The organism is Microcoleus asticus IPMA8, assembly GCF_013179805.1.
Classification (GTDB): Bacteria; Cyanobacteriota; Cyanobacteriia; order Cyanobacteriales; family Microcoleaceae; genus Microcoleus; species Microcoleus asticus.
Map to the genome: position 1 here is coordinate 1 of NZ_SRRZ01000125.1, position 22,557 is coordinate 22,557.

At 46.3% G+C, this 22,557-nt stretch carries 17 protein-coding genes and 1 tRNA gene; 6 read left to right on the top strand and 12 right to left on the bottom strand.

Annotated features, from left to right (window positions below):
* Positions 1 to 130: 130 nt before the first annotated feature.
* Complete coding sequence (locus E5S67_RS25610; protein ID WP_172191316.1) at positions 131 to 1,609, bottom strand: CNNM domain-containing protein; 1,479 nt, start codon at positions 1,607 to 1,609, stop codon at positions 131 to 133.
* Between the two features lie 68 nt (positions 1,610 to 1,677).
* Positions 1,678 to 2,370 carry a hypothetical protein gene (locus E5S67_RS25615; protein ID WP_172191318.1) on the bottom strand — a complete coding sequence of 231 codons (693 nt, stop codon included), beginning with the start codon at positions 2,368 to 2,370 and terminating at the stop codon, positions 1,678 to 1,680.
* Positions 2,371 to 2,554: 184 nt separating this feature from the next.
* Between E5S67_RS25615 and E5S67_RS25620 the strand changes: the two genes are divergently transcribed.
* Positions 2,555 to 2,627: transfer RNA gene (locus tag E5S67_RS25620), tRNA-Ile, on the top strand.
* Between the two features lie 262 nt (positions 2,628 to 2,889).
* Here E5S67_RS25620 and pyrR read toward each other — a convergent pair.
* The 4 genes from pyrR to E5S67_RS25640 form a co-directional block, all read right to left on the bottom strand.
* On the bottom strand, positions 2,890 to 3,423 hold the full coding sequence (gene pyrR, locus E5S67_RS25625; RefSeq protein WP_172191320.1) for a bifunctional pyr operon transcriptional regulator/uracil phosphoribosyltransferase PyrR: 534 nt from the start codon (positions 3,421 to 3,423) through the stop codon (positions 2,890 to 2,892).
* 270 nt (positions 3,424 to 3,693) lie between these two features.
* A complete protein-coding gene (gene cbiB / locus E5S67_RS25630; protein WP_172191342.1) occupies positions 3,694 to 4,773 on the bottom strand; it encodes an adenosylcobinamide-phosphate synthase CbiB in 1,080 nt (359 codons plus the stop codon).
* Positions 4,774 to 5,034: 261 nt separating this feature from the next.
* A complete protein-coding gene (locus E5S67_RS25635; RefSeq protein WP_172191322.1) occupies positions 5,035 to 5,436 on the bottom strand; it encodes a GFA family protein in 402 nt (133 codons plus the stop codon).
* A gap of 37 nt (positions 5,437 to 5,473) precedes the next feature.
* A complete protein-coding gene (locus tag E5S67_RS25640) occupies positions 5,474 to 5,917 on the bottom strand; it encodes an Rrf2 family transcriptional regulator (RefSeq protein ID WP_006635345.1) in 444 nt (147 codons plus the stop codon).
* A 265-nt stretch (positions 5,918 to 6,182) separates the two neighbouring features.
* Between E5S67_RS25640 and E5S67_RS25645 the strand changes: the two genes are divergently transcribed.
* The 3 genes from E5S67_RS25645 (at position 6,183) to E5S67_RS25655 (ending at position 10,920) form a co-directional block, all read left to right on the top strand.
* The gene (locus tag E5S67_RS25645) at positions 6,183 to 6,572 is read left to right on the top strand and encodes an AbrB family transcriptional regulator (RefSeq protein ID WP_172191324.1); all 390 of its coding nucleotides are present in this window, start codon (positions 6,183 to 6,185) and stop codon (positions 6,570 to 6,572) included.
* A 121-nt stretch (positions 6,573 to 6,693) separates the two neighbouring features.
* Complete coding sequence (locus E5S67_RS25650; RefSeq protein ID WP_172191326.1) at positions 6,694 to 6,909, top strand: hypothetical protein; 216 nt, start codon at positions 6,694 to 6,696, stop codon at positions 6,907 to 6,909.
* A gap of 348 nt (positions 6,910 to 7,257) precedes the next feature.
* On the top strand, positions 7,258 to 10,920 hold the full coding sequence (locus E5S67_RS25655) for a PAS domain S-box protein (protein ID WP_172191328.1): 3,663 nt from the start codon (positions 7,258 to 7,260) through the stop codon (positions 10,918 to 10,920).
* Positions 10,921 to 11,201: 281 nt separating this feature from the next.
* Here the strand turns inward: E5S67_RS25655 and E5S67_RS25660 are convergent, their stop codons facing one another.
* Positions 11,202 to 12,305 carry a site-2 protease family protein gene (locus E5S67_RS25660; RefSeq protein WP_172191330.1) on the bottom strand — a complete coding sequence of 368 codons (1,104 nt, stop codon included), beginning with the start codon at positions 12,303 to 12,305 and terminating at the stop codon, positions 11,202 to 11,204.
* A gap of 509 nt (positions 12,306 to 12,814) precedes the next feature.
* Between E5S67_RS25660 and E5S67_RS25665 the strand changes: the two genes are divergently transcribed.
* Positions 12,815 to 13,888: a DUF3616 domain-containing protein gene (locus tag E5S67_RS25665; protein ID WP_172191332.1), complete on the top strand. Its 1,074-nt coding sequence runs from the start codon at positions 12,815 to 12,817 to the stop codon at positions 13,886 to 13,888.
* A 140-nt stretch (positions 13,889 to 14,028) separates the two neighbouring features.
* On the opposite strand, the gene E5S67_RS25670 is transcribed toward E5S67_RS25665, so the two are convergent.
* Both E5S67_RS25670 and E5S67_RS25675 read right to left on the bottom strand, forming a co-directional pair.
* The gene (locus tag E5S67_RS25670) at positions 14,029 to 15,666 is read right to left on the bottom strand and encodes an AAA family ATPase (protein ID WP_172191334.1); all 1,638 of its coding nucleotides are present in this window, start codon (positions 15,664 to 15,666) and stop codon (positions 14,029 to 14,031) included.
* A gap of 188 nt (positions 15,667 to 15,854) precedes the next feature.
* Positions 15,855 to 16,208: a DUF2470 domain-containing protein gene (locus E5S67_RS25675; protein WP_422614715.1), complete on the bottom strand. Its 354-nt coding sequence runs from the start codon at positions 16,206 to 16,208 to the stop codon at positions 15,855 to 15,857.
* 402 nt (positions 16,209 to 16,610) lie between these two features.
* On the opposite strand from E5S67_RS25675, the gene E5S67_RS34560 reads away from it, so the two are divergent.
* The gene (locus tag E5S67_RS34560) at positions 16,611 to 16,757 is read left to right on the top strand and encodes a hypothetical protein (protein WP_339382721.1); all 147 of its coding nucleotides are present in this window, start codon (positions 16,611 to 16,613) and stop codon (positions 16,755 to 16,757) included.
* 82 nt (positions 16,758 to 16,839) lie between these two features.
* Here E5S67_RS34560 and E5S67_RS25685 read toward each other — a convergent pair whose 3' ends face one another.
* The 3 genes from E5S67_RS25685 to E5S67_RS25695 all read right to left on the bottom strand — a co-directional run bounded on the left by E5S67_RS25685 (position 16,840) and on the right by E5S67_RS25695 (position 22,259).
* A complete protein-coding gene (locus E5S67_RS25685) occupies positions 16,840 to 18,993 on the bottom strand; it encodes an SPFH domain-containing protein (RefSeq protein ID WP_172191336.1) in 2,154 nt (717 codons plus the stop codon).
* 228 nt (positions 18,994 to 19,221) lie between these two features.
* Positions 19,222 to 21,573, bottom strand: a complete 2,352-nt coding sequence (locus E5S67_RS25690) for a PhoX family protein (protein WP_172191338.1) — start codon at positions 21,571 to 21,573, stop codon at positions 19,222 to 19,224.
* Positions 21,574 to 21,791: 218 nt separating this feature from the next.
* The gene (locus tag E5S67_RS25695; protein ID WP_172191340.1) at positions 21,792 to 22,259 is read right to left on the bottom strand and encodes a hypothetical protein; all 468 of its coding nucleotides are present in this window, start codon (positions 22,257 to 22,259) and stop codon (positions 21,792 to 21,794) included.
* Positions 22,260 to 22,557 lie beyond the last annotated feature (298 nt).

Sequence of the window (22,557 nt, forward strand, 5' to 3'; positions counted from 1 at the left end):
TTTATCGTGCACACTAGCTAATTTAGGATGATTACATTTACGTCAAGGAGCTTAACTACACAGAGGCTTTGATTGTTTTCGGAGATGTCTTTTGTCTTTAATCTCGATACTCTGCCTTTAAATCAAAATCTCAACTAGAAAATTTGGCCACACCTCTCAACCCGCTATTCGATCGCCCTTTGCCCAGAAATTCCCCATCCGCTGCTGCAACTTCACCCAAAGCTCGATCGCCCGCCGCCCCTGACAGCAAATGAATTTGAATTTGATCCAACCGCGGGCCGGACACAGAAACAACCGTAAGCTCCACATTTCCGCACCGCCAAACTTCCCCAACAGCCGGCATTCTTTGCAACTGATAGCTCAGAAAACCTCCGATTGTCTGATATTCGTCAGTAACTGGCAAATCCACATTCAATATTTGATTCACATCATCTACATTTAACTGCGCTTGCACTAAATAAGTGCGATCGTCCAATACTTGCAAAGCAATTTCTTTACTGTCGGGCGACTCGTAGCTGCGACCGATAATTTCCGCAATCAAATCACTCAGCGTCACTAACCCGGAAATGCCGCCAAATTCATCGACAACGATCGCAATTTCTTCCGACGAACTCTGCATCAAAGGCAGCAGTTCCCCCAGCAGCATCATCTCCGGCACAAACCTCACCGCAGACATCCAAGTTACAATTGGCGTGTCGGGAGATAGCAAACCTTCAGCTAGGGGTTTCGCAAGTTGTTTGAAGCCAATAATGCCGATAATGTCGTCTAAAGAATCTCCCGCCACCGGATAGCGGGAATGGTTAGAAATAGCCATTTCGTCGAGCAAAGTTTGAAACGTTGCTGTCTTCGGAAGTGCGACAATGCTAGGCCTGGGCACCATTACTTCTTGTACCCAAACTTCGCCAAATTCAAACACGTTGTTGAGCAATTCTCGCTTTTCTGCTTCCAAGCCGCTTGATTCGCTCGAAGTAGCTATAATTAATTGCAGTTCTTCGGGAGTAACCGGTCGGTGCCTGAGGTCGTATTCGATGCCTGCAAACCGCAAGAGCGATCGAGTGGATTGATTGAGAAACGACACAAAGGGATTGAACAAACGGGCAATCAATAAACTCGGAGGCCCTAAAGTTCTCGCTAGCTGTTCGGAATACAGTAACGCTACAGATTTGGGAAAGAGTTCGCCGAGTACGATTTGCAGATAAGCTAACAGGAAAAAAGTTACTATTGATATGCCCAAAGAATGGGCGATCGCAGACTTGATGTAAATTGGCAGTGGTAAACAGCCGATCGCAGCTTGGACTAGCACGGCGATCGTATCTTCCCCAATCCAGCCGAGAGCTAAACTAGAAAGAGTGATTCCCAACTGCATTGTCGAGAGCAATCGCTCGATACTGTGCTGTAAAGATTGAACAGTTAGAGCTGCAACGTCGCCGGCATCCACTAACTGATTGATGCGCGATCGGCGTACCGTCACCATAGAAAACTCAGCCGCCACAAAAAAAGCATTAATCGCAATCAGCAACAGCACTGACAGCAACCGCGACAGCACCTCTGTCAAACTCATCGCGGGTAAATCAGATATCTCCTGCACTCTCGCCCCTAAAAGTGACACAATGCTCCCTAAAAAAACTTTCTCGATCGAACCTGAGAATCTGTCTGCAGGTTTGGTCTTCTTTTATTTTACTTCGCCACTGGAATGCCAGATATTTGCAACTGAAGTTTTTGACCTGGATAATCTGTCAGCGTCAGCGAAACTTCTTTAGCATTTTCCAGCAAAGCTGTGGGAATACTCACAGTACCGTAAAACACCTGCCCGTTGGGGGGCAGTTCCGACGGCAAATCCTCGGCAGTCGCGCTCAGGGCCCGGCCGCGATCGTCAGTGACGTTCAAGAAACTGTAGAGAAACCTCACAGCTTGGGAGCCTTCATTTTTCATGCTCACGTCTAGCAGCATGGAATTGCTGCGCTGACTGGCGGCGCTCACTTCCAAGGTAATTCCCCCATCGCGACTGTTTAGAGGAAACTTGGCGCTGGCATTTGACGCGGCAGGTTTTTTGGCCGTGGCTGGTTTAGAGCTTGCCTTGTCTGTTTTAGTATTTGCTTGAGCCGTTGTTTTTTCTGGATCGCGACCTTCTACCCGCGCTTTGACGGTTGTGAGAATGTCTTTTTCTTTCAAAATGCTCACTTGGTCTTTGCTAGCCTGAGTTCCCTGCTTGCCGCTGCCAGCATTGTTGCTGGGGCGAATATCGGGTTGAGTCGTTCCTTTCAAGGCTTCGCGACCTATAGTAAATCCCCAAACAGAACTCGTCACGCCTGCTCCAAACATCAGAGCTAGCAGAATTAGAGTCAGCACTACCGTCGAATTCACTGCCATTGCCTATAAGTTTATGCCGAGTCGTAGAAACTGCTTTGTCGGGTCGATCGGCTTCAGCACAGCGGCTAACAGGCGATCGGGACTCAGCAGATCTAAAGATTTTGATTTTTGTTCTCTAGTTCTAGCACGGACTGGGAAATTATGTTATAATTCATTTTGAGTTAGATCGAACAAATCGATTTAACGGCAGTTGGCCGAGCGGTTTAGGCAGCGAACTCATAATTCGCCCCAGGCAGGTTCAACTCCTGCACTGCCGATTTTTAGGAACATAGGACGCTCCGCGCGCGAAAAACCCGGTTTCTTCCTAGAGGCTTGTTTACCCAAAAGCCCCTATTCTGGTAGAAACCGGGTTTTTTACGTTGTCAGCGGGCGGAAACGAAGTATTTTGCTCAGTGATGGACGCAAAAAGTGGTTTGACGCGCTACTTACAGCGCACCCTACTTAGTTTATTTAGCTGGACTTTGTTTAACAGTCATTTGTGCCCAATCTAAAATCTAAAATCTAAAATCTAAAATCGTATTATCCCTTAATTAACTCCACTCCGTCGCGCCCGTCGAGCTCTTGAACGTAAACCTTAACTTGTTCTTCTTTTGCAGTCGGCAACTTTTTACCTGTAAAATCCGGCTGAATCGGTACTTCTCGGTGGCCGCGATCGACTAATACCGCCAACCAAATTTTCTCCGGTCGGCCGTAATCGTTTACCGCATTCAAAGCCGCTCTAGTCGTTCTGCCTTTATATATAACGTCATCTACCAACACCACGGTTTTGCCCGTCAAATCGAAAGGAATTTCTGTTTTAGCCGGTGTCCGCATCGCAACTCGATCCAAGTCATCTCGGTAAAAGGTAATATCCAAAGCGCCCACGCATACTTTGACTTGTTCGAGGACTTCAATTTGATCGGCCAAAATTTGAGCTAAAGGCACTCCTCTACTATGAATCCCCAACAGCACTAACTCCGAGGGGTTCCCTGATTTTTCGACAATCTGGGAAGCGACGCGGGTGAGAGTGCGCCTCACTTCATCTGGCGATAAAATTTGGATAATTTTAGTCATTGCTTGCTGCGAGCTAATTGTTGGCTGTTGGCATATCGAACAATTTGAGATTTGAGATTTGAGATTTTAGATGGACTTGACAGATGAATCTGCGGGTTTGAACTCAGGTCAAAACTTTTTTTTGCTCCTGTCGGTGGGTTATATCTCTCTTCTGCTGGGCTTACCCAGAACGGATGAAAAGCAGATGCGGAGATTGCAATGCTTGGAGCGCGAACAATGACATAAATACGTTATTTTATGCCTTTTGGACTGTTCGGGTGAGGTCATCAGTTAGCGGCTCAAACATAATAAGGTATAAAAAAGCAATGATAGTCCCAACCAAATCAGAAAGCAATACCGAGTTAATTGCAATGCTTGGCAAATTAGCTGGCCTGTAATCGGGTGAATCGGCTCGCCTAACAGCGGTTTGTGTTTGAGAACTCCACGATAGGAATTTGTACCTCCTAGTTGCACTCCCAAGATGGCGGCGTAGGCGCACTCGCTCCAACCGGAATTGGGACTGGCATCTTTAACAGCATCTCTCTGACAAATCTGCCAAATATAAATCGGTTTGCCAGATATCAGCGCTAAAGTAATCACTGTTAAGCGGCAAGGAATCCACGTCAGCACGTCTTCTAGTTTGGCACTAAACCATCCTAAATCAGTGTATGGCGCTTCTTTGTAGCCGACGGTAGAATCTAATGTGCTAGCTGCTTTGTAAGCGATCGCCAAGGGGACTATAGCATTCACCCACATCGAGTTAGGATCGATCGGGCGATCGGTAAAACTTAATAATAGATGCGGCAGAGCGAACCCAAGTAACGCATAAAATAGCGGTGCTGTTACACCATCGACTGCATTCTCTGTTACAGTTTCTAACAATGCTCGCAGAATTTCTGGCTCCGATAAGTTTGCGGTATCCCGGCCGACGTAAAGGCTCAACCGTTCTCGCGCCTTGACTAAATCTCCAACATTTAAAGGTGCTAGCACGTCTACCGCAGCCGCCCTCAAACTGCGACCTGCAAAACAGCTTGCCAGCAAAATGGTTTGTAGGGCTATACCTAAAAGAGGATGCACCCAACTAGCAGCTTGGACGATCGACCAACTGACAGTATAACTGCCTAGAATCAGCCCGATCGCTAGTATTGTACCAGCACATCGTAGCAGCAGTTTGTGCCGGTCGCCAGCGGGACGATCCTCTGCTTCAGGCATTTTGCCTGCGGGATTATTCCATATATTAAAGACAAATCGAGTATAGCGGTCGATCGCCCAACCCATCGCCTGCACGGGATGCGGCCAACCCCAAGGATCGCCGATCGAATAATCTAATACCGCAGCTAAAATCAAAACAGGAAATTCATCCGGCATCATTATATATTTTGTCAAACTTGATAGTCCGTCAATCGATTTTAGATTTTAGATTTTAGATTTTAGATTTTAGGATTGAAGAAAGAGACCCCACCGATCGATCCGGGGGCTTGCGATGGGGAGCGAGGAGCTTTTTTCTCGCTCCACGGATGAATCCGGGGGCCCGAACCATCTTCCTTGATTGTCAGAGGAGGATCGCTCGCAATGGTAGCGCAGGTTTTAACTACTCCTATCCTTGCGGACTTTGATTTTTGAGCTGCAATTTTAACTGCTGAGATTACTTTCGTCGCGGAGCAAGTGTACGTTCTCCTCCCAATTAACACCGTCAAAGGGTAGGATCTGAAAGTGTTTGATGGCATCTGACTCAAGACAGCGGACGTTGACATCGAATTGCTCGGGATGCGATCGGGGGCGATAGAACGAGTGAATACCGCAAATCCGACAGAAAATATGTTTAGCAGTTCCTGTATTAAACGTATAGGTGGTCAACACATCTTCGCCACTGAGCAATGTAAAACGTTCCGGCGGCACAATGAGGTGCAAAAATCCCTTCTTTTTACAGATAGAGCAGTTGCAATCAGATGCTTCGTGTTTGTCAACGGCGACACGGAAGCGGACAGCACCGCAGTGACAGCCGCCAAAGTAGGTAACAAGTGTTGTGTCCATGTGTGCTTGCTGGCGATCGAATAAATGAACTTACCATTTAAATGATAAAGCTAGTTTCTTCCCCAAGAGCCGCTTGCCAACTGCGGACATCATAGTATAAGTCTTCGAGGGAAATACTGTACAGCGCTTCGGCAAGTTTTTTGTGCAATCGGTTCCACAAACTGAATGTTACCCAGTCCTCTGCTTGCGTCGCATCGGGAAAATGTCGAGGTAAAGGTTCAATAGTTTCACCTACAGCCTCTAAGATTTGTCCTAAAGAGATTTGAGCGGGCTGGCGGGCTAATTGATATCCTCCTTGGGAACCCCGAACAGATTGGACTAAACCGGCTCGTCGCATTTCAATCAGCAATTTTTCTAGATACGGAGCCGGTAACTCCTGTCGCTTCGCTATCGATTTCACCGATGTCGGGCCGAAGCGAGGTTGCAAACTTAGATCCAGTAATGCTTTGACACTGTAGTGTCCGCGTGTGGTTAACTTCATGGGATTTTAAGAGGGGGGCAAATATTCAGCTAGCTGATAGGTGATAGCTTATGCTACCGAGTTTAGAGATTGCTCGCAGCGACTGCAGCTACTCCTCAAGAAAGACTACAGGTTGTTAAAAATATTTAGATAATAGTGGTTAACAATTGAGCCGATCGGTGTAATATGGTTTTACGACCAGCTATAAAGCTAAAGTTTCTTGGTCAAACCAAAAACCAACCGAGAAAAAATCCGTACACCAGTTGAATATTTCAGGACTCAGTAAATGGCTAAAAAGAAAAATATCGAACCCCTTGAAGGCGAAGATTTGATCAAAAAGGTCAAAGACCTAGAGAACCTTACCAAGGAAGAGAAAGCTAGAGCCTGTGGCTACTACACCGTTACCAAGAACGGCGTAGAACGGGTCAACATGATGAAATTCCTGAATGCGCTGATTGATGCAGAAGGCATTCAGCTAGATGGGAAGCAAAACGGCAACGGACGCGGCGGACGCTCAGCCAGCTATCGGATTAGCGTTCAATCTAACGGCAACTTACTGATTGGAGCCGCCTACACCAAACAAATGGAACTCCAGCCGGGAGATGAATTTGAAATCTCTCTGGGACGCAAGCACATTCACCTGCGCCAAATCGATCGAGAAGAAGAAGTATCCTAGGCCTTTACGACTTGCTTTGACTTCTTGCTTGAACTGGTTGGTTTGACTTCAAGCATTGACTTCAAGCATTGACTTCAAGCAGAGAGTTGGCTCTGAAATCTTTCTGTGAGCCTAAAACAGTATGGCTTCTATAGATGGCAATGGCTCGACAAAAGCCACTGCCACTGCTTTATATTTTCCGGGAATACCTATTCTCGACCCTCGCTATATCCGTTTGGACAAGCGGGGGATTTTCCGCGTAGCTGTTGAAGAGAAGTTCGGCAACGGATTGTGTAGCGGAGGTAACGGATTTAAGGCCTGGATGTTCAGCAGCGGATTTTATAACGCATTTAACTGATGGATGTTGAGTTTCGATGGTTGAGGTTCCAGCCAAGAATCTGGTTCGGTTGAGCTGCGAAACCGAACAAAGCAAGAAAATAGCGGAAGTATTATCAGCCAAAAGTGCGTAATACCAGTAAAAAAAAATAATGTAACTGTCGGCAAACTCCAAAGCACGAGCTTCATCATTTCTCCCCAATTATTTAATCTAAAATCTCAAATCTAAAATTTTATAAGTCTCGTGCTCGCTCCTGATTTGTGCGTGTGGGGGACTTGTTTTGACGGGAAACCAACAGCCTCGATCGCCCGTAAGGGAAATTAGAGGCTGGAACAGTTAAAGTGTTAGGGAGCAATTAGTCACCAGCCTATGCCGTTGCCCCGATTCGCGAGCAAAACTTCTCAAAACCACATAAAAATCCCCCTGCGTCGCGTTATAGTGGCCTCTTTTGTGCTGCAAATCGCCGCCGCAGTTGGGATTGTCGGCTATCTGTCCTTTCGCAACGGACAAATAGTAGTGGAAGAGTTCGCCCAGAAATTGAGCGCGGAGACGGGGAAGAGAGTTGAAGAAAAGTTAACTGCTGTTCTCGAAAATGCCCAGTCGGTAAATCAACTTAACGCTGAAGCGATCGACCGCGCTGAATTAAACTTACAGTTAGAAAGGCCCCAGCCTCGGGGAGAGAAGTTCCTCTGGCAGCAAATGCGATCGTTTAAAAGCATTCAGTGGATTTCCCTCGGTGCTGAAAAATCAGGAGAATATCTCGGCATTTGGCGCAACCCTCACGACAACAGCTTGCAAATTGTCGCAGCGTCGAAGTCTACCAACTTTCAGAACATTTACTACGCTACAGACGGCAGAGGCACTCGCACCGCTAAATTAAAGGCACAACCGGCAACCTACGATGCCCGCAGACGCCCTTGGTACAAAGAAGTTGTCGCAGCTAACAAACCGATTTGGACGAGCATTTATCCGGGTTTTACTCCCGGGACTGTTTTTATTGCTGCCAGCCAACCGATTCGCGATCGAAAGGGTAAATTGCTGGGAGTTTGTGCAGTAAACTTTTCGCTCTCGGAGTTTCAGCAATATCTCCACCGCATCAAGCTTAGCAAAACGGGACAAATTTTCGCGATCGAACGATCGGGCTTGCTGGTTGCCAGTTCGAGTCAAGAATCACCCTTTAGAAAGATGTCGGGAAAGCAGGAACTCCAACGGGTGAATGTTTTAGACAGTCAAACTCCTGTCATTCGCACCGCAGCTAAATATTTGTACGAACACTTCGGGGGCTTTGGCGACATTAAGCAGCGGCAGCAACTGAAATTTAGCCGAGACGGGCAGGAATATTTTTTGGAAGTGCTGCCCTTTTCTGATAGTTACGGTTTGAACTGGCTGATTGCGATCGCAGTTCCCAAATCCGATTTTCTGGGGGAAATTAACAGAAATACCCAGAGTACAATTTTATTTTGTTTGGTGGCGCTGCTGCTATCGACAATTGCCGGAGTGCATACAGCTAGGTGGGTAACGCTGCCGCTGCGGCGGCTTAACGAAGCAGCTAAAGATATCGCCGCCAGAGAGTTCGATCGCGCTGTTGCTGTCAGTAGGCTTGAGGAAGTCGGCGAATTAGCGCAGTCTTTCAACGAGATGGCAGCTCAACTGAAAAAGTCTTTTCAAGCTTTGGCAGAAAGTGAAGAAAAATTTGCCCAACTGGTAGAAAATTTGCCCGTTGGAGTCTCGGCGATCGATCCGGGCGGCGCAGTTATTTTCATGAATTCGGCGGGAGAGCAAATATTGGGTAGGGGAGAAATGCCGGATGCTACCGCACAAGAGCTAGCACAAGCTTATCAAATTTATATAGCAGGCACTAATCAACTGTACCCGGCCGAGCAAATGCCGTTTGTGCGGGCGTTGAGTGGCTTCGAGGTGATTGCTGAAGATATGGAAATTCGCCGAGACGGGCAAAATATTCGTTTGGATGTGCGAGCGCTGCCGGTGTTTGACGGTGCGGGCAATATCCTTTATGTTCTGACTGTTTTTAAAGATATTACGGCTCGCAAACAGGCAGAGCAAATATTGGCTGACTACAACCGAACCCTCGAAATTGAAGTAGTCGATCGCACGATCGAGCTAGCCTCGATCAATGCCCGCTTGCAAGTTGAAATTGAGGAGCGCCAGCAAGCTGAAAAAATTATCCGTCAAGAGCGGGACTTTAACTTAAAGATTATCGAAAATTCTCCGATTTTTTTTGTGGCGATCGACTCTGAGGGTAAAATCCTGCAGGTGAATGACTGTATGCTGCAAGCTGTGGGCTATACTGCCGCAGAAGTTACGGGGAAAGATTACTTAGCTACATTTGTACCCCCAAGCGATCGAGCCGGATTGCATTCGATTTTTGAGCGCGTAACAGCGAGCCAGCAAACGGTTAACGAACATCCCGTTCTCACAAAGTGCGATCGCACTTTGTTAGTCGAGTGGCACGGCATACCGGTGCTCGACGAAAGTGGCAGCCTGGATTTCTTGTTTGGATTTGGGATTGATATTGGCGAGCGCAAACAAGCACAATTAGTCTTGCAAAAAAGCGAAGCTCTGTTTCACAAATTAGCTAACACTGTTCCCGGAGAACTTTACATATTAGTGCAGCATCCCGACGGCTCAGTCAATATGGAGTATATCAGTCCTCTGTGCCGAGAAATTCAAGAATTAGAGCCGGAGGAAATTCAGAACAACTCTGCTTTATTCTACGAACAAATGCACCCGGACGATCGCTCCAGTCACTTCGAGGCAATTGTCAAAAGTGCGACCGATCTCGAACTGTTTTCCCACGAGTGGCGGATTGTGACAGCATCGGGAAAACTCAAATGGCTGCAAGGTTATTCTCGACCAGAATTGCGCGAAAATGGAGATATTGTGTGGCACGGCATAATTATTGATACGAGCGATCGCAAACAAGCAGAACAAGAACTCAAACAAGCCAAAGAAGCCGCAGAAGCTGCCAACAAAACTAAAAGCATCTTTCTCGCCAACATGAGCCACGAATTGCGAACCCCCCTCAACGCCATTCTCGGCTTCGCTGAATTAATGGAACCCAGCGCTAATTTAAGTGTGCCGGAAAAAGAAAATATCAAAATTATTCGCCGCAGCGGAGAACACCTGCTCCAACTGATCAATCAAGTCTTAGACTTATCTAAAATCGAAGCGGGGCGCATGACACTCAACGCCAAAAACTTTGACTTGTACCGCTTGCTGGGCGACCTGCAAAATATGTTCCAAATTCGCGCGCAAAATAAAGGATTGCAATTAATTATTGACTGCTCATCCGATGTTCCGCAATACGTGAAAAGTGATGAGGTTAAGTTGCGACAAGTGCTGATCAATCTATTAGATAATGCGGTTAAATTTACCGAAGATGGTTCGGTTTTAGTCACAGTAAGGCACGATCGAGAAGGAATAACTAAGCCGACAGGCGAAATATTCAACAAAATTAAAAATAAAAATACGCTTCTCATTTACTTTGAAATTGTGGATACAGGATTTGGCATTTCCCCCGAAGAATTAGAGAGCATATTTGAATTGTTCGTGCAAAGTTCATCTGGAAAAAAAGTTCAAAAAGGTACGGGATTAGGATTAAATATCAGCCGCGAGTTCATAAAATTAATGGGTGGCGACATTACCGTCGAGAGCGAAGTAGGACGCGGCACAGTCTTCAAGTTTGACATTCAAGTTGTTACCGCAGCCGCCCCTGTTGAAGTCATCAATAAATATCTTGAAGTCAATGATTTATCGGAGAGTTCAAGTATGGTAACAGAACAAATATCTGAGAGTGCAGCAATATTTACGCTTGACTCGATGCCGAAAGTTTCCCCAGAATGGACAAACAATCTAAAACAGGCAGTCCGTCAGGCTGACTTCAACTTGATTGCTACAATAATTGAGCAAATCCGCAGCGATAATGATGTTGTTGCCGAAGTTATGATGAATCATCTATATAATTTTGATTATCAAAAAATACTCGATTTGATTGCTGAAATTGAGCTGTAGGGTGCGCCGAAGCTCACCTTACCTATAAAGTTGCTGTAGGGAGCATCTCTGCAGAGATGCTCCCCGAACAGTTATTTTAGCTGCTGCGACAAGAGTCCTGAGATGGCATAAATCCTCGCTCATATCGTCAATACAGTATGATAATTATCATGCTTGATTTGCTCTTAATAATTTAGTGTTTGACTTTACTTGTTTTGAAGCTATAGTTAACCCCCCCGATCGCCCTTTTGGTCAAGGGAAATCGAGGGGGCTAATTGTTATTTGTCAAGTATCTGAGGATATCAAGCAGGGTTAGCTTGAGCTCGTCTTTGCAGCAGGCGGGCAATTTCAGCTTTTTCTACAAGTCCGACGAGGACGCCGTTTTCACGAATGACGGGGAGTTCTTGTACTTTTAGCTGTTCCAGAAGGGTGACGACTTCGAGAAGGGATAATTCTGGTTTGACTGTTGTGGAAAATTCGATCGGCTTCACGAGTTCTTTCACTAAAACTTCGGGCCAGCGTCCGGTAGTAATGGTTTTGAGGTCGTCAAGATCGATCGCCCCTACCAATTGTCCCGCATCATCGGTAACTAGGAACCGACGCCAGGTATGAGCGCTACCGATAACGTAGTTGTTGGCAAATTCTCTGAGCGATAAGTGTTCTGGGACGATCGGGCTTTCGGGGGTCAAAGCATCTGCGGCTGTCAAGCCTGCCAGTTCATTTTGGACTGTGGCATATTGGGCAGATTGACCGGCATTTTGCAGTAAGAACCAACCGATTACTAGATTCCAAATATTGCCGAATATGCCTGTAGCAATGGCAATCCAACCAATTATTTGACCGACGCGGCTAGCAAAAATTACACCTTTGTAAGGGTTGCCCGTAATTTTCCAGACGATCGCTTTGAGGATGTTGCCGCCGTCGAGGGGCAAACCGGGAATTAAGTTAAATAAGGCTAAAGCTAAGTTGATGGAAGCTAAAAGTCCTACTATCGCGGCTGCGGGGCCTGTGAGACCAGCACCAATGCCGATCGCTGCTAACAAACCGGATAAAAATAAGCTGACCAACGGGCCTGCAATGGCTACCCAAAATGCTTCGGCTGGGGTTTTGGATTCTCTTTCTAAATTAGCCAGTCCCCCAAACAGAAATAGCGAAATCGATTTCACGCCAATTCCCTGTTTGATGGCTACCCAACTGTGTCCTAATTCGTGGGCTAAGACGGAAGCAAATAACAGCAACGCTGTGAATAATCCCAGCATCCAGGGCGCTACGGGGCCCAATGTGGGAAACAGGGCAGCTAGTGCACCGCCGTATTGCCAGGTTACTAAACCCAGAACTAGAAACCAAGATGCGTTGACAAAGAAGGGAATCCCAAACAGGTTGCCGACGCGAAATGTACCGTTCATAATGGCTACCTCTGATTTTACGAAGGAGAGGTTTTTCTCTCTGTCTCCTTATCGTAACGAAACGTAACGGCAATGTTAATGATTCAATTAGGGTGTTATCCGTCTGTGGAGGTTCGGTTTGCGCAATAATCACCGCCGACTGCGGTTTGGCCCGCTAGGGGTTAAAATCCTTATCTCAAAACGGAAGTTCTTGCTATGAGGCTTGAGGAGGATATCTGTTTTAGTTTTCTGTTTTAGTTTTCAGTCGGTTTTAACTCAAATCTTGCACCTCTGTCATGAACAGGCAAGATGCCTGTTCCACAAAAATTAAATTTTCTTGTGGGCCGTTGCTCCTAGCCCGCCCATAAAAGCTTTATTGATAATGGTGCAACATTTCAGTTTTAACTGAATGCAAGCTTTGAGACGGAGAAGGAATTCCCGGCGGACTATTACACCTGTGGCAAGATCTCAGTTTCAAGCAGGTTTAACTATAATGACTTACCCTAAGAATAGTTTTGATCCTAATAATTATGCCAGAATCCTTTTTGCTCGGCCGGCTGATGCTGCAATTAAACAGCGAAGTCGCAGATATTATTACAGACTTATCCGCTGTTGCTTTAACTCCCGATGGCCATTTGTGGCTGGGTTCCGATGAAACGACTTCGATCGAGCGTTTGTCGCCTGTCGCGCCTCATATTTTTGGAGAACATCAAAGATTTGCGATCGCAGATTTTCTCGAACTTTCGGGAGAATCCGAAATCGATATCGAAGGAATTGATTTCTGCAGCGATTATCTTTGGGTGGTCGGTTCTCACAGCACCAAACGCAAAAAAGCTAAAGGCAAAGACCCCGGCAAAGACATTGAAAGATTAGCACAAATCGTGACAGAAGTCAACCGCTATTTGCTGGCGCGCATTCCTATGAAAGACGGGATTTTGTGCGAGTCAATTTCCCATTCAGACAATCAAAGGGAACAGAAAGTTGGATGCCTTCAGCGGACAGAAACGGGCAATTTGCTGACAGACGCGCTCAAAGATGACAGCCACCTCGGTCTATATTTATCTGTGCCGATTCCAAGTAAAGAAAATGGCTTTGATATTGAAGGGTTAGCGGTGCGGGGCGATCGCATTTTGCTCGGTTTGCGGGGGCCGGTGCTGCGGGGTTGGGCGATAATTTTAGAGATAGAAGTTGAAGAGGCAGAACCGGGAGTTTTAAAGCTTAAGGCAATTGGAGAAGGAGGGAAATTGTACAAGAAACATTTTGTCGATCTGAACGGTTTGGGCGTGCGAGAATTGTGCTGGAATGGGGAAGATTTGATTGTTTTAGCCGGGCCGACGATGACTTTATCTGGGGCGATGAGGGTTTTTCGGTTAAAGGGGATTTTAGGGCGATCGGGCGACAGTATTACTGGACAAGATGAGGGAGATTTGGAGGTATTGTTTGACTTGCCTTTTAAGGTTGGTACGGACAATGCTGAGGGGTTGAGCCTGTTTCCCTATTTGGGGGAGCAGAATTCGCTGTTAGTGGTTTACGATTCGCCGGATGCGGGGAGAATGGTTGAGCAAAATGCTATTTTTGCTGATATTTTTAAATTAGGTTCGTAGTAGTATGGTGCGTCATAACGGGAGATATTTGGGCTAATTAATCACCCATGAACTGATGCACCATGCGATTACGAAGGTGCGCCAGATGTAATTTTTCCTAGAATTAATTAGACATGAACTGACGCACCCTACAAGTGGCGTTAATTGTCGATCGCATCCCTTCGCCGCTGGCTGTAGCGTTTCAATTCATCAATCAAGTGAGTATCGTTAGAAGCTGTTCTCGCGCCCGCTTCCGCCGCCCACCGCTTCAAATCTTCAATTTGCGATCGCGCGATCGCAGCTAAAGGTACTGTATCCTCGATCGACCTCAAAATATCCTCCGTCATCAAATCCCGGCGCTGTCCGTTTACAAATGTTCCAAAGGCCCGATACAACCCATCTATTACGACTTGTTCAATTTCTGCACCGCTAAAATTCTCAGCGCGTTTCGCCAAAACTTCCAAATCAAACTCGCGCAATCTAGTTGGCCGCAAACGCTGCAAATGCACTTTAAAGATATCTTGCCGTTCCGATTCTGAGGGCAAATTTAAAAAGAAAATTTCATCAAATCTGCCCTTTCTGAGCAACTCTGCCGGCAAAATCCTGACGTTATTTGCAGTTGCGACGATAAACACCGGACTGGTTTTTTCCTGCATCCAAGTGATCAAACTACCGAATACCCGGCGCGAAGTTCCAGAGTCGCCGTCGCCACCGCTGATAATGTTGCCGAAGGCTTTATCTATTTCATCGATCCACAAAACGCAAGGTGCGATCGCCTCTGCTAATTGTATCATTTGCCTGACGCGACTTTCGCTTTCCCCGACCACGCCGCCAAACAATCTCCCAGTATCCAAGCGTAGCAGCGGCAAACGCCATTCGCAAGCAATAGTTTTCGCAGATAAAGATTTGCCAGTACCTTGAATTCCTACTAACAAAACTCCTTTCGGATTCGGTATACCGTAGCGGCGCGCTTCGTCAGTAAAAGCATCTTGCCGCATCTTTACCCACTGCTTCAAATTCTCCAATCCCCCCACACTTTTCAGGGATTCTCGGGAGTTAAAAAACTCCAAAATACCCGTTTGGCGAATTGCTTGTTGTTTCTCCTCCAAAACTCCGTCAATATCCGACTCGTTAATTTGCTGTTTGGCAGCCAAAGCTTTAGCCAAAACCCGCCCGATTCTAGCGCGACTCAAACCCTGACAAGCTTTAACCAACTGTTCCCTTGCTAAACCGCTAACTTGCAACTGGTGCGGCTTTTCCACAACGTGGGAAATTAAACTGTCGATTTCTTGTACGTTGGGCAAAGGAAAATCAATTACTGTGACTTCTTCTTTCAATTCCTCCGGCAATTCCAGCGTGTGAGAAGTAAGAACTATAGTTTTTTTGCTGCGCTTCAATTCCCGCGTTAAATTCCGCAATTCTCGCACTACTGCCGCGCTTTTTTCGCTGTATGGATATTTCAAAACAGGGTGCAAATCCCGCAGTACAAATATGGTATATTCTTCAACAGCAGTTTTGCTGACGCGATCGAGCGCCGCCATTACCGAACCTTTCCCAGAACCGTTATCCTCCCACCCGCGCACGAGATCCCAGAACAACACCCGGCGCGCGGGAGTTACTTGCAGCGCTACTTGGGCAATTACGGCTTCGACTGGTTCCTCCTCCGCGCCGACAATGTAAAGCAGCGAATAGCGGGCGCGAATCATCAAATCTAGTCGCTTTACGAGTGCCTCGAAATGGTTATTTTTACTGCCATTGACGACATTTAATGCTTTGGGGTTTGGGTAATTTTCTGTCATTTTATTGGATTTTGTAGAGGGAAATTAAACTTTATTAAAAATTTTGTTCGCAGTCAGGATTTTAGTCTTTAAAATGATTTAACCCAACTAAAGGTTTGTAGTAAGGATGTTAGTCCTTAACAACTATTTAACCGGACTAAATTCCGTACTGCAAACGTTAAAATTATAACAGCCTAGTACGCAATTGACTACTTAGCAACTTTTCGAGCTTGTTTCACCATTTCAATGAGAGTGTGGTGAGCATCTTCGGCATCTTTTAAAGTGCGATAGAATTTAACTCTGACAGGCACTGTTTCGTCATTAACTTTAGCGGTTAAATCCATGCCGTTGGCATCAATAGCGAGCATTTGAGCTTCCGTTGCCTGCGGTTGGTCGCCAAATGCTTGAGCGTATAGCACGACAGCACTAGCGTGGTCTTCGTTCATGTGAGTGCAGATGCGATCGCTAATCTCAGTGGAAAACGGTTCTGACATGGGAGATTCCTCAGATGCAATATCGATCGATTGTACTGCGATCGGTACAAAGTTTTCAAGAGCAATCAATTGCCTCAAGAGTTATCAGTGATAAATAACTAAATTATATCCGCGTTAATCGGCGTTCATCTGCGGTAAAAAATCCAATCATTCAACTACAATGATAAAATATTACTTTCTCAATACAGGATACTCACATGAACAACTCTAGCGCTTATATCGAACTACTCAAAACATTTCCTCCCAGACCCATAACTGCTGAGAAGGAATTAATTGCAACTCAAAAAGCGATCGGATTCTCTGTTGGACAAAGGCGAACTGACTTCAGACGAACGCGACTATTTAAACGTACTTGAAACTCTGGTTTATGAATAGGATCAAACTTTAGAACCCATACCTGACATTTATGGGAGAGAACTGTTAAAAGCTTTAATCGAAGAATTTGACCTGAGACAAAAAGACCTAGTTCCTATTTTAAAAACTGAGTCTATTGTCTCAGATATCTTCCATGAAAAGCGTCAAATTACAACAGAACACATACAAAAACTTGCAGAGTTTTTCAGTGTCTCGCCGACTGTTTTCTTTCCACTGCATCAAGTTGTTGGTAATGCTGCCTAAAATTGTTTGTAGTAAGGAATTTAGTCCATGTTGACTAAAAGCTTTAATAGAGGACGATCGTTTTCACTACAAACTGCACAGCCTAACTAAAAGATCGATCGTCAAACGGCAATTCATCAAACAGCGGAGCCATATCAGACTCTGCAACAGTATCAGACTTCGCAACTGTTGGCTTAACAGAATTCACCTTGGCTACCGATAACTTGGCCGCAGGTTCCGATTTCTGTAAATTAACTAACGGTAACTCCCCGCCATTTTCTCCATTTTTGCTCGTTTGATTCCACATCATCATCCCCAACAAACCGTCAACTAAACCCCCACTGGTACCGTTGCCGCTAACGGCAACATCTGGCACAACTCGCACGTTGCGATCGCCTATAATTTGCATTAACTGCAAAGCCGTATAACCGGAACCTCCCAAAGCTACAACACCCGCGCGATAAGCTTCAGCTTGAGCATTTCCCTTCACCCGAATCGACTCAGCTTCGCCTTGAGCTTGTTTCACCTGAGAATTCGCTTTCAACTCAGAAATCTTCACGCCTTGTTCGGATTTCACCATCTCTTGTTGAATCTCGGCTAAAGCAGTTTCCCGCACCAATTGTTGCCGCTGAGTTTGTGCTACTTGCTGCACCTCATAAGTCTTGCACTGTTCCTCAGCAATTTTGCGATCTGTTTGAGTTTGCATCAACTCTGCGGGTGGCAAAATATCCCCGATCAAAGTATCAATTGCCTGCACGTCGTAGGTGCGCAAAGCTGCTTTGATATACTCGGCGGCTTCCGCTTGCCTGCCGCTTCTTGCCGATAGAAAATCTAATACAGAATAAGCTTGAGCCGAATTGCGAAAATAATTCCCAATTGTCGGCTGCAAAACGTGGTCTACTAAATTCTGCATCGAACCGACGCGAGAGATAACTTTCGGAGCATCCAACGCTCCAACGTGAATAATCTGAGCTACTTCTAAATCAAAGGCAAAACCGTCTTGAGAACGCACGGTTAAAGACGAAAGTTTAGAATCGTAACTGTGCCGTTCTGTTTTTCCAGACCAATTCAATACTATATTAGTAGTCGGCACTAACTCTACTTTTAAAATGCGAGTATTCAGCGGATGTTTACCCGGATAAAGGGGAGTTACCCACACCCCTTTATTGCCGACATTTACTAAATTTCCATGAGTGAAAGCAGCGCCGCTCACATCTTCTGAGGTTTTGCCGACATAGGAAATAACCGCGCCGACATAGCCGATCGGGATTTCGGTCATCGCCACTTGGTCAACCCCGACAAACCAAGGATTTAAGTTCCACGAACCGGAAAGCAAAACCTGTTCCTGCAAACCGCGCCGCCCGCCAGCGGTGATAAATTTTTGCGCGTTTTGGAAGTTGTCGTGATTCGGAATAATCGGGCCAGCAATTTCGCCATCTTGAATCGGAACGCCGTCAAAAGTTGTGACAATTCCCACTTTATCTGGAGCAATTGTGTACAGCTTCAACTGTTCTGCTGTCATCCCGTGTTTGGCCGCATTAGCCGCTGTAATTACTGTAAATAATGCTGTATTAATTCGATAGCTACCGCCAGTCACGATGCCTAGTTGCCTACCTTTTTCGCCGCCGCCAAGGAGGAATTTGCGAGCATCTTGAAAATTGTCGCATTCTGTGATTTTGCCGAGGATGCGCTGCGGTGGAATTGACTGACCACCTGCTGCGATAATGAGAGCAATTTCGCCTTGGGGAACTACCGTCAGAGACTCTTTGCGAACGTTGTACTGCAAAGGCCAATAACCCCAGTGCCAACCGGGGGGCAAAGTATCAGCTTGATATCCCGCTTCTCCGTTTAAGGCAATTAAATCTCCCGGCGGTAAAGACTTGCCGTCGAAGCTAAACTTTTTACTGACAATGCCAACTTCACGATCGCCAATTACTACCAATCCGCCAAAAAATAGCGGCAGCACCAGAATAATTATCATACTGCCGATCGCGATCGGAATAAATCCGCCCGGATCGAGCTGCATTGTCTGGACGGGAACAGTGCTGCGTAACTGCCCTAACTGCAAGCTAGAATCAGGTTTTGCTGCTAGCTGAGTCGAGGTTTGATTTGCGGGGGGGATATTGCTAGCGGCTAATACCGGCGAGGGTTTCAAACTGCTAATTGCACTAAAAGCTAAAGACGCCGAAACAGCGGCTGTAAACTGTTTTAAAACGCGGACTTTGACTTGAGATTTGGACAAAAATGAATAAAGCATTTTTTTGAGCAGGGCTAATTTGTCCTAGGAGTTCCAGCTTAGCCTTACTAAAAAGTTTTTACCTAAAACTTAATGACTTATTTATCATTATTTGCCGTCATAATAGTCATATTTTTCAGTAAAAATACTTAATGTAAACTCAAAAACAATCAGTCATCAATCAAGGCGTAAGGCTCGCAGTGTACACCCTAGCGATGACTAATGACTAATGACTAATAACTAAGCGCTCTAAACAAACTGACCAGTTGTGGTCGATCGCACGCGGCGAATTCCAATCACCGACGGCATCGGCGATCTGCGCGAATCATTCGAGATATTGCTCGGCCACAAACTGCCGCGAGAAACACTACGAGTCTGATTAAAAACAGCACCGTTCAAATCCAACATTTCAATTTGCCGACTGAGAACCGTACCATCATCGATCGGACAATCTTCCCCAGGATGCTGCACCGAAAGCAACAGCGTATCTCCCACAAAAGTCGGCCCCGTCATTTCGCACCGGTTCGGGCCGTAAGCAAACGGAATTACTGTTCCTGCATTCGGGCCGGAAGTCGGAATGTAAAACAGCCAATTGTTGCCGAAAACACCAGTAAACTCTGACACATTTCCAGTCTTCTTGTGGTCGATCGTCGCTTGTTTCGCCGCCGCACCGACATCAAAACCGTTGTGCGTGCTAGTAGACATATCAGTGACGCCCCAAATATTTCCTTGAGTGTCAAAATCCAAATTGTCTACACTAGCAAATCCCGCGCCAGCTACCGCACCGGCCTCTCCACCTTGAGCCAAACGCTGCCAGCGGAACGTCAAACCCGCACCGTCGGGACTGTCTTCAATTATTTTGTAAAGTCCTCCAGACTGCTGGGTGCTATTGACTCCGGCAGTGTATTTAGCAACAGTAAAAATGCGCGAATCTGGATAACCGTCGCTTCCCGGTGCGCCGTCAGTATAAGCAATAAAAACTTCCTGAGTAGTAGGATTTATTTCCAAATCTTCCGGTCGCGCCGTCGGAGTGCCACCAATCAAATTAGCAGCTAAAAAAGCATCAACTAAAACCGCACCTTGGCTGCTGTAAAAATTAGCAAGAGTTTTATTTTTGTAGCCGGGAAGTGCTGTTGCTTCATTGGTTGTATCTACTACAAAAGAACCGCCGTCTTCGGTTTGACCGGCAATTCCGGCGCGTTTGGGCAAGCGAGTATTTGCATCTCTTTGAGCTTTGCTAAAACTTGCCAATTCGGCCTCGCCCACTTTTTGGGGACTCACCGGATTGGTTTGCGTATTTAATGTCAGGGGCAGCCATCTTCCCACACCGTTGCGGTTGTATTGGGCAACGTACAAAACGCCGTCTTCAAATAATCGGCTGTTGTTTTTATCTGCGGGATTGGTGACAGTACCGCTGCTGACAAATTTCCAGGTGTGTCCGCCGCGCCGATCGTCCCCCATGTACACTACTAATTTGCGACCTGCTTCGGCGCGAATCGCAACGTTTTCGTGGCGAAAGCGACCCAAAGAAGTGTGCTTCCGAGGGCGGAAATTCGGATCTTGGGGATCGACTTCTACCATCCAGCCGTATTTTTCGCCGACTAAGCCGAATTCCTCACCCGTAGTGCCCTTGGCGTAGCCGGTTTGGCCGCCGTTGGGTTTGACGTTTTCTTGAACTCCCACGAAGAATAGTTCGCTACCCTGGAAATTTTCTTCGGCAGAGAGGATTGTGCCCCAAGGGGTTGTGCCGCCGGAACAGTTGTAGGCTGTGCCGATGATGCGGTTTCCTAGTCCGTCGCCGTTGACTTGCGCGAAGACTTGGGTGGCTGCGGGGCCTGTGCCTGTGAGATAGTTATTGTCGCCTTGTCTGGTTCCCCAGGAAGTCACATCTTTGTATTTGTCGGTACGCTGGCTATTGATTGCGAGGCCGGAAAGTCCGTGGATACGGCGGTTGAGGGAGTCGCGGGCGATCGCCCCAAAGCGTCCGTTGGCTTGTTTGGTAATGCGGACGATCGAACCACCGAGATTGTACAGAAATTCGCCGAGGGTAGCCCGATTTTTTACCGATAAGTCTATACCGAGTACGGCGCGATCGGTGGTTGGAAATGGTGCCAAATCTGACGGCGCTTCCGGCGTCACTTTCGACATCGGAAAGCCTACATACTCGTGGTTAACCCACAGATAACCGTCGTCACTGCTGCCGCCAAGACCTACAAAGCCCGTGTAGTCGTTGTTGTAGCCGAAATAGTCTGCCGGATCTGGGAAAACTCGATCGCCCCAGCGGAGAATCACGTACCGTTCGTATTCCGGCGGCACAACCACATCGTCAACAACGCTGTAGCTGGTTAATTTAGTATTCTGGGAGGCCGCCATCACGGTGCCCTGTCCGTTTAGGCCCGTCGGTATGAAGCTGGACAATTCTTGATAAACTGGCAGCGGGTGAGGAAGTCTTAACGGAGTGAAAGATAGCGGACTGACAACAGCTTCTGCCGAGGTGGAATTGATGCCGAATAGTGTTTTAGTTAGTTGAGGGGCAAGCACAGTGGTAGCTGCACTGCTACCGAAGAAAATTAACAGTTGTCGGCGAGTTATTTTAGACATAAATTCCTTATTCAACCCAACATCCCTAATCAAATGATTCCGTATGCAACTTTATCACTGTTAAATTAAGGGGAGTTAACCTTCAGGTTAATTAAAATCACATTTTATTTGGGTTAATAATAAGTTAAATAGATTTGTTAGGGGTTATTTTTTAGTGGTTATTGGTTGTTTCTTGTTTGTTACCAATGCCCCATGCCCCCTGCCCGATTACCACTATTTCAATCATCTCGAAAACCCGGATCGTTTTGTCGGGATGCCGATCGGCTGGGCGCAGGGACGTTAATCACTTGCGAAAACCCAGAATTTGTGGGCGAAGTATTGCCGTCTCTGAATCCCAGCAGCAATTGAGCATCGGCAAAATATCTAGTCCACTGTTCAATTCTCGCATTTTTATGCCAGTCGCGGCGGGATACTCTCGATCGCAAAACCGGAACTCTTTGTCGGCTGCGATCGGCTGTAATGATGATTGTAACTTCTGTTAATGCCGGATTTTCTTGAAACTCGCGGGCGATCGACTCTTTCGCTAAATCTTCCGCCTGCTGCATTAAACTCGCAAAAGATTGACTGCCGTTCGACTCTAGGGTAAGATAGCTTTCCTTAGTTTCTGCTAAAGATACTGATATACTTGCGGTAAAAATGACCGTTGCCAAAATCCCGGCTGAAAATAAGCGTCGGTGCAAACTCATTATTTTTTAACTAAATGCTGACATCTGTCAATCATAATCAATAAAATTTAACACCCAATTAAGCGAGGATTAAAATAATATTTTGTATAATCAGATATTGCCGAAAATAAGGCTTCTAGGCTAGATAACTAAATCCTTCTTTATTCTTCCTTCTTCCCTCTCCCCTCTTCCTTCTTCCCTCTTCTCTCTTCCTTCTTCCTTCTTCCTTCTTCCTTCTTCCTTCTTCATTTTGCATTCTTCATTTTTCCTCATGACTTAGAAGGAGGACGTGGTGGCTGGGACCTCAGAAGGCGAAGGT

Bases quoted from the DNA above. Each gene is read 5' to 3' on its own strand.
- E5S67_RS25615 (WP_172191318.1), bottom strand. From the start codon at position 2,370: ATGGCAGTGAATTCGACGGTAGTGCTGACTCTAATTCTGCTAGCTCTG.
- pyrR (WP_172191320.1), bottom strand. From the start codon at position 3,423: ATGACTAAAATTATCCAAATTTTATCGCCAGATGAAGTGAGGCGCACT.
- cbiB (WP_172191342.1), bottom strand. From the start codon at position 4,773: ATGATGCCGGATGAATTTCCTGTTTTGATTTTAGCTGCGGTATTAGAT.
- E5S67_RS25635 (WP_172191322.1), bottom strand. From the start codon at position 5,436: ATGGACACAACACTTGTTACCTACTTTGGCGGCTGTCACTGCGGTGCT.
- E5S67_RS25640 (WP_006635345.1), bottom strand. From the start codon at position 5,917: ATGAAGTTAACCACACGCGGACACTACAGTGTCAAAGCATTACTGGAT.
- E5S67_RS25645 (WP_172191324.1), top strand. From the start codon at position 6,183: ATGGCTAAAAAGAAAAATATCGAACCCCTTGAAGGCGAAGATTTGATC.
- E5S67_RS25650 (WP_172191326.1), top strand. From the start codon at position 6,694: ATGGCTTCTATAGATGGCAATGGCTCGACAAAAGCCACTGCCACTGCT.
- E5S67_RS25655 (WP_172191328.1), top strand. From the start codon at position 7,258: ATGCCGTTGCCCCGATTCGCGAGCAAAACTTCTCAAAACCACATAAAA.
- E5S67_RS25660 (WP_172191330.1), bottom strand. From the start codon at position 12,305: ATGAACGGTACATTTCGCGTCGGCAACCTGTTTGGGATTCCCTTCTTT.
- E5S67_RS25665 (WP_172191332.1), top strand. From the start codon at position 12,815: ATGCCAGAATCCTTTTTGCTCGGCCGGCTGATGCTGCAATTAAACAGC.
- E5S67_RS25670 (WP_172191334.1), bottom strand. From the start codon at position 15,666: ATGACAGAAAATTACCCAAACCCCAAAGCATTAAATGTCGTCAATGGC.
- E5S67_RS25685 (WP_172191336.1), bottom strand. From the start codon at position 18,993: ATGCTTTATTCATTTTTGTCCAAATCTCAAGTCAAAGTCCGCGTTTTA.
- E5S67_RS25690 (WP_172191338.1), bottom strand. From the start codon at position 21,573: ATGTCTAAAATAACTCGCCGACAACTGTTAATTTTCTTCGGTAGCAGT.
- E5S67_RS25695 (WP_172191340.1), bottom strand. From the start codon at position 22,259: ATGAGTTTGCACCGACGCTTATTTTCAGCCGGGATTTTGGCAACGGTC.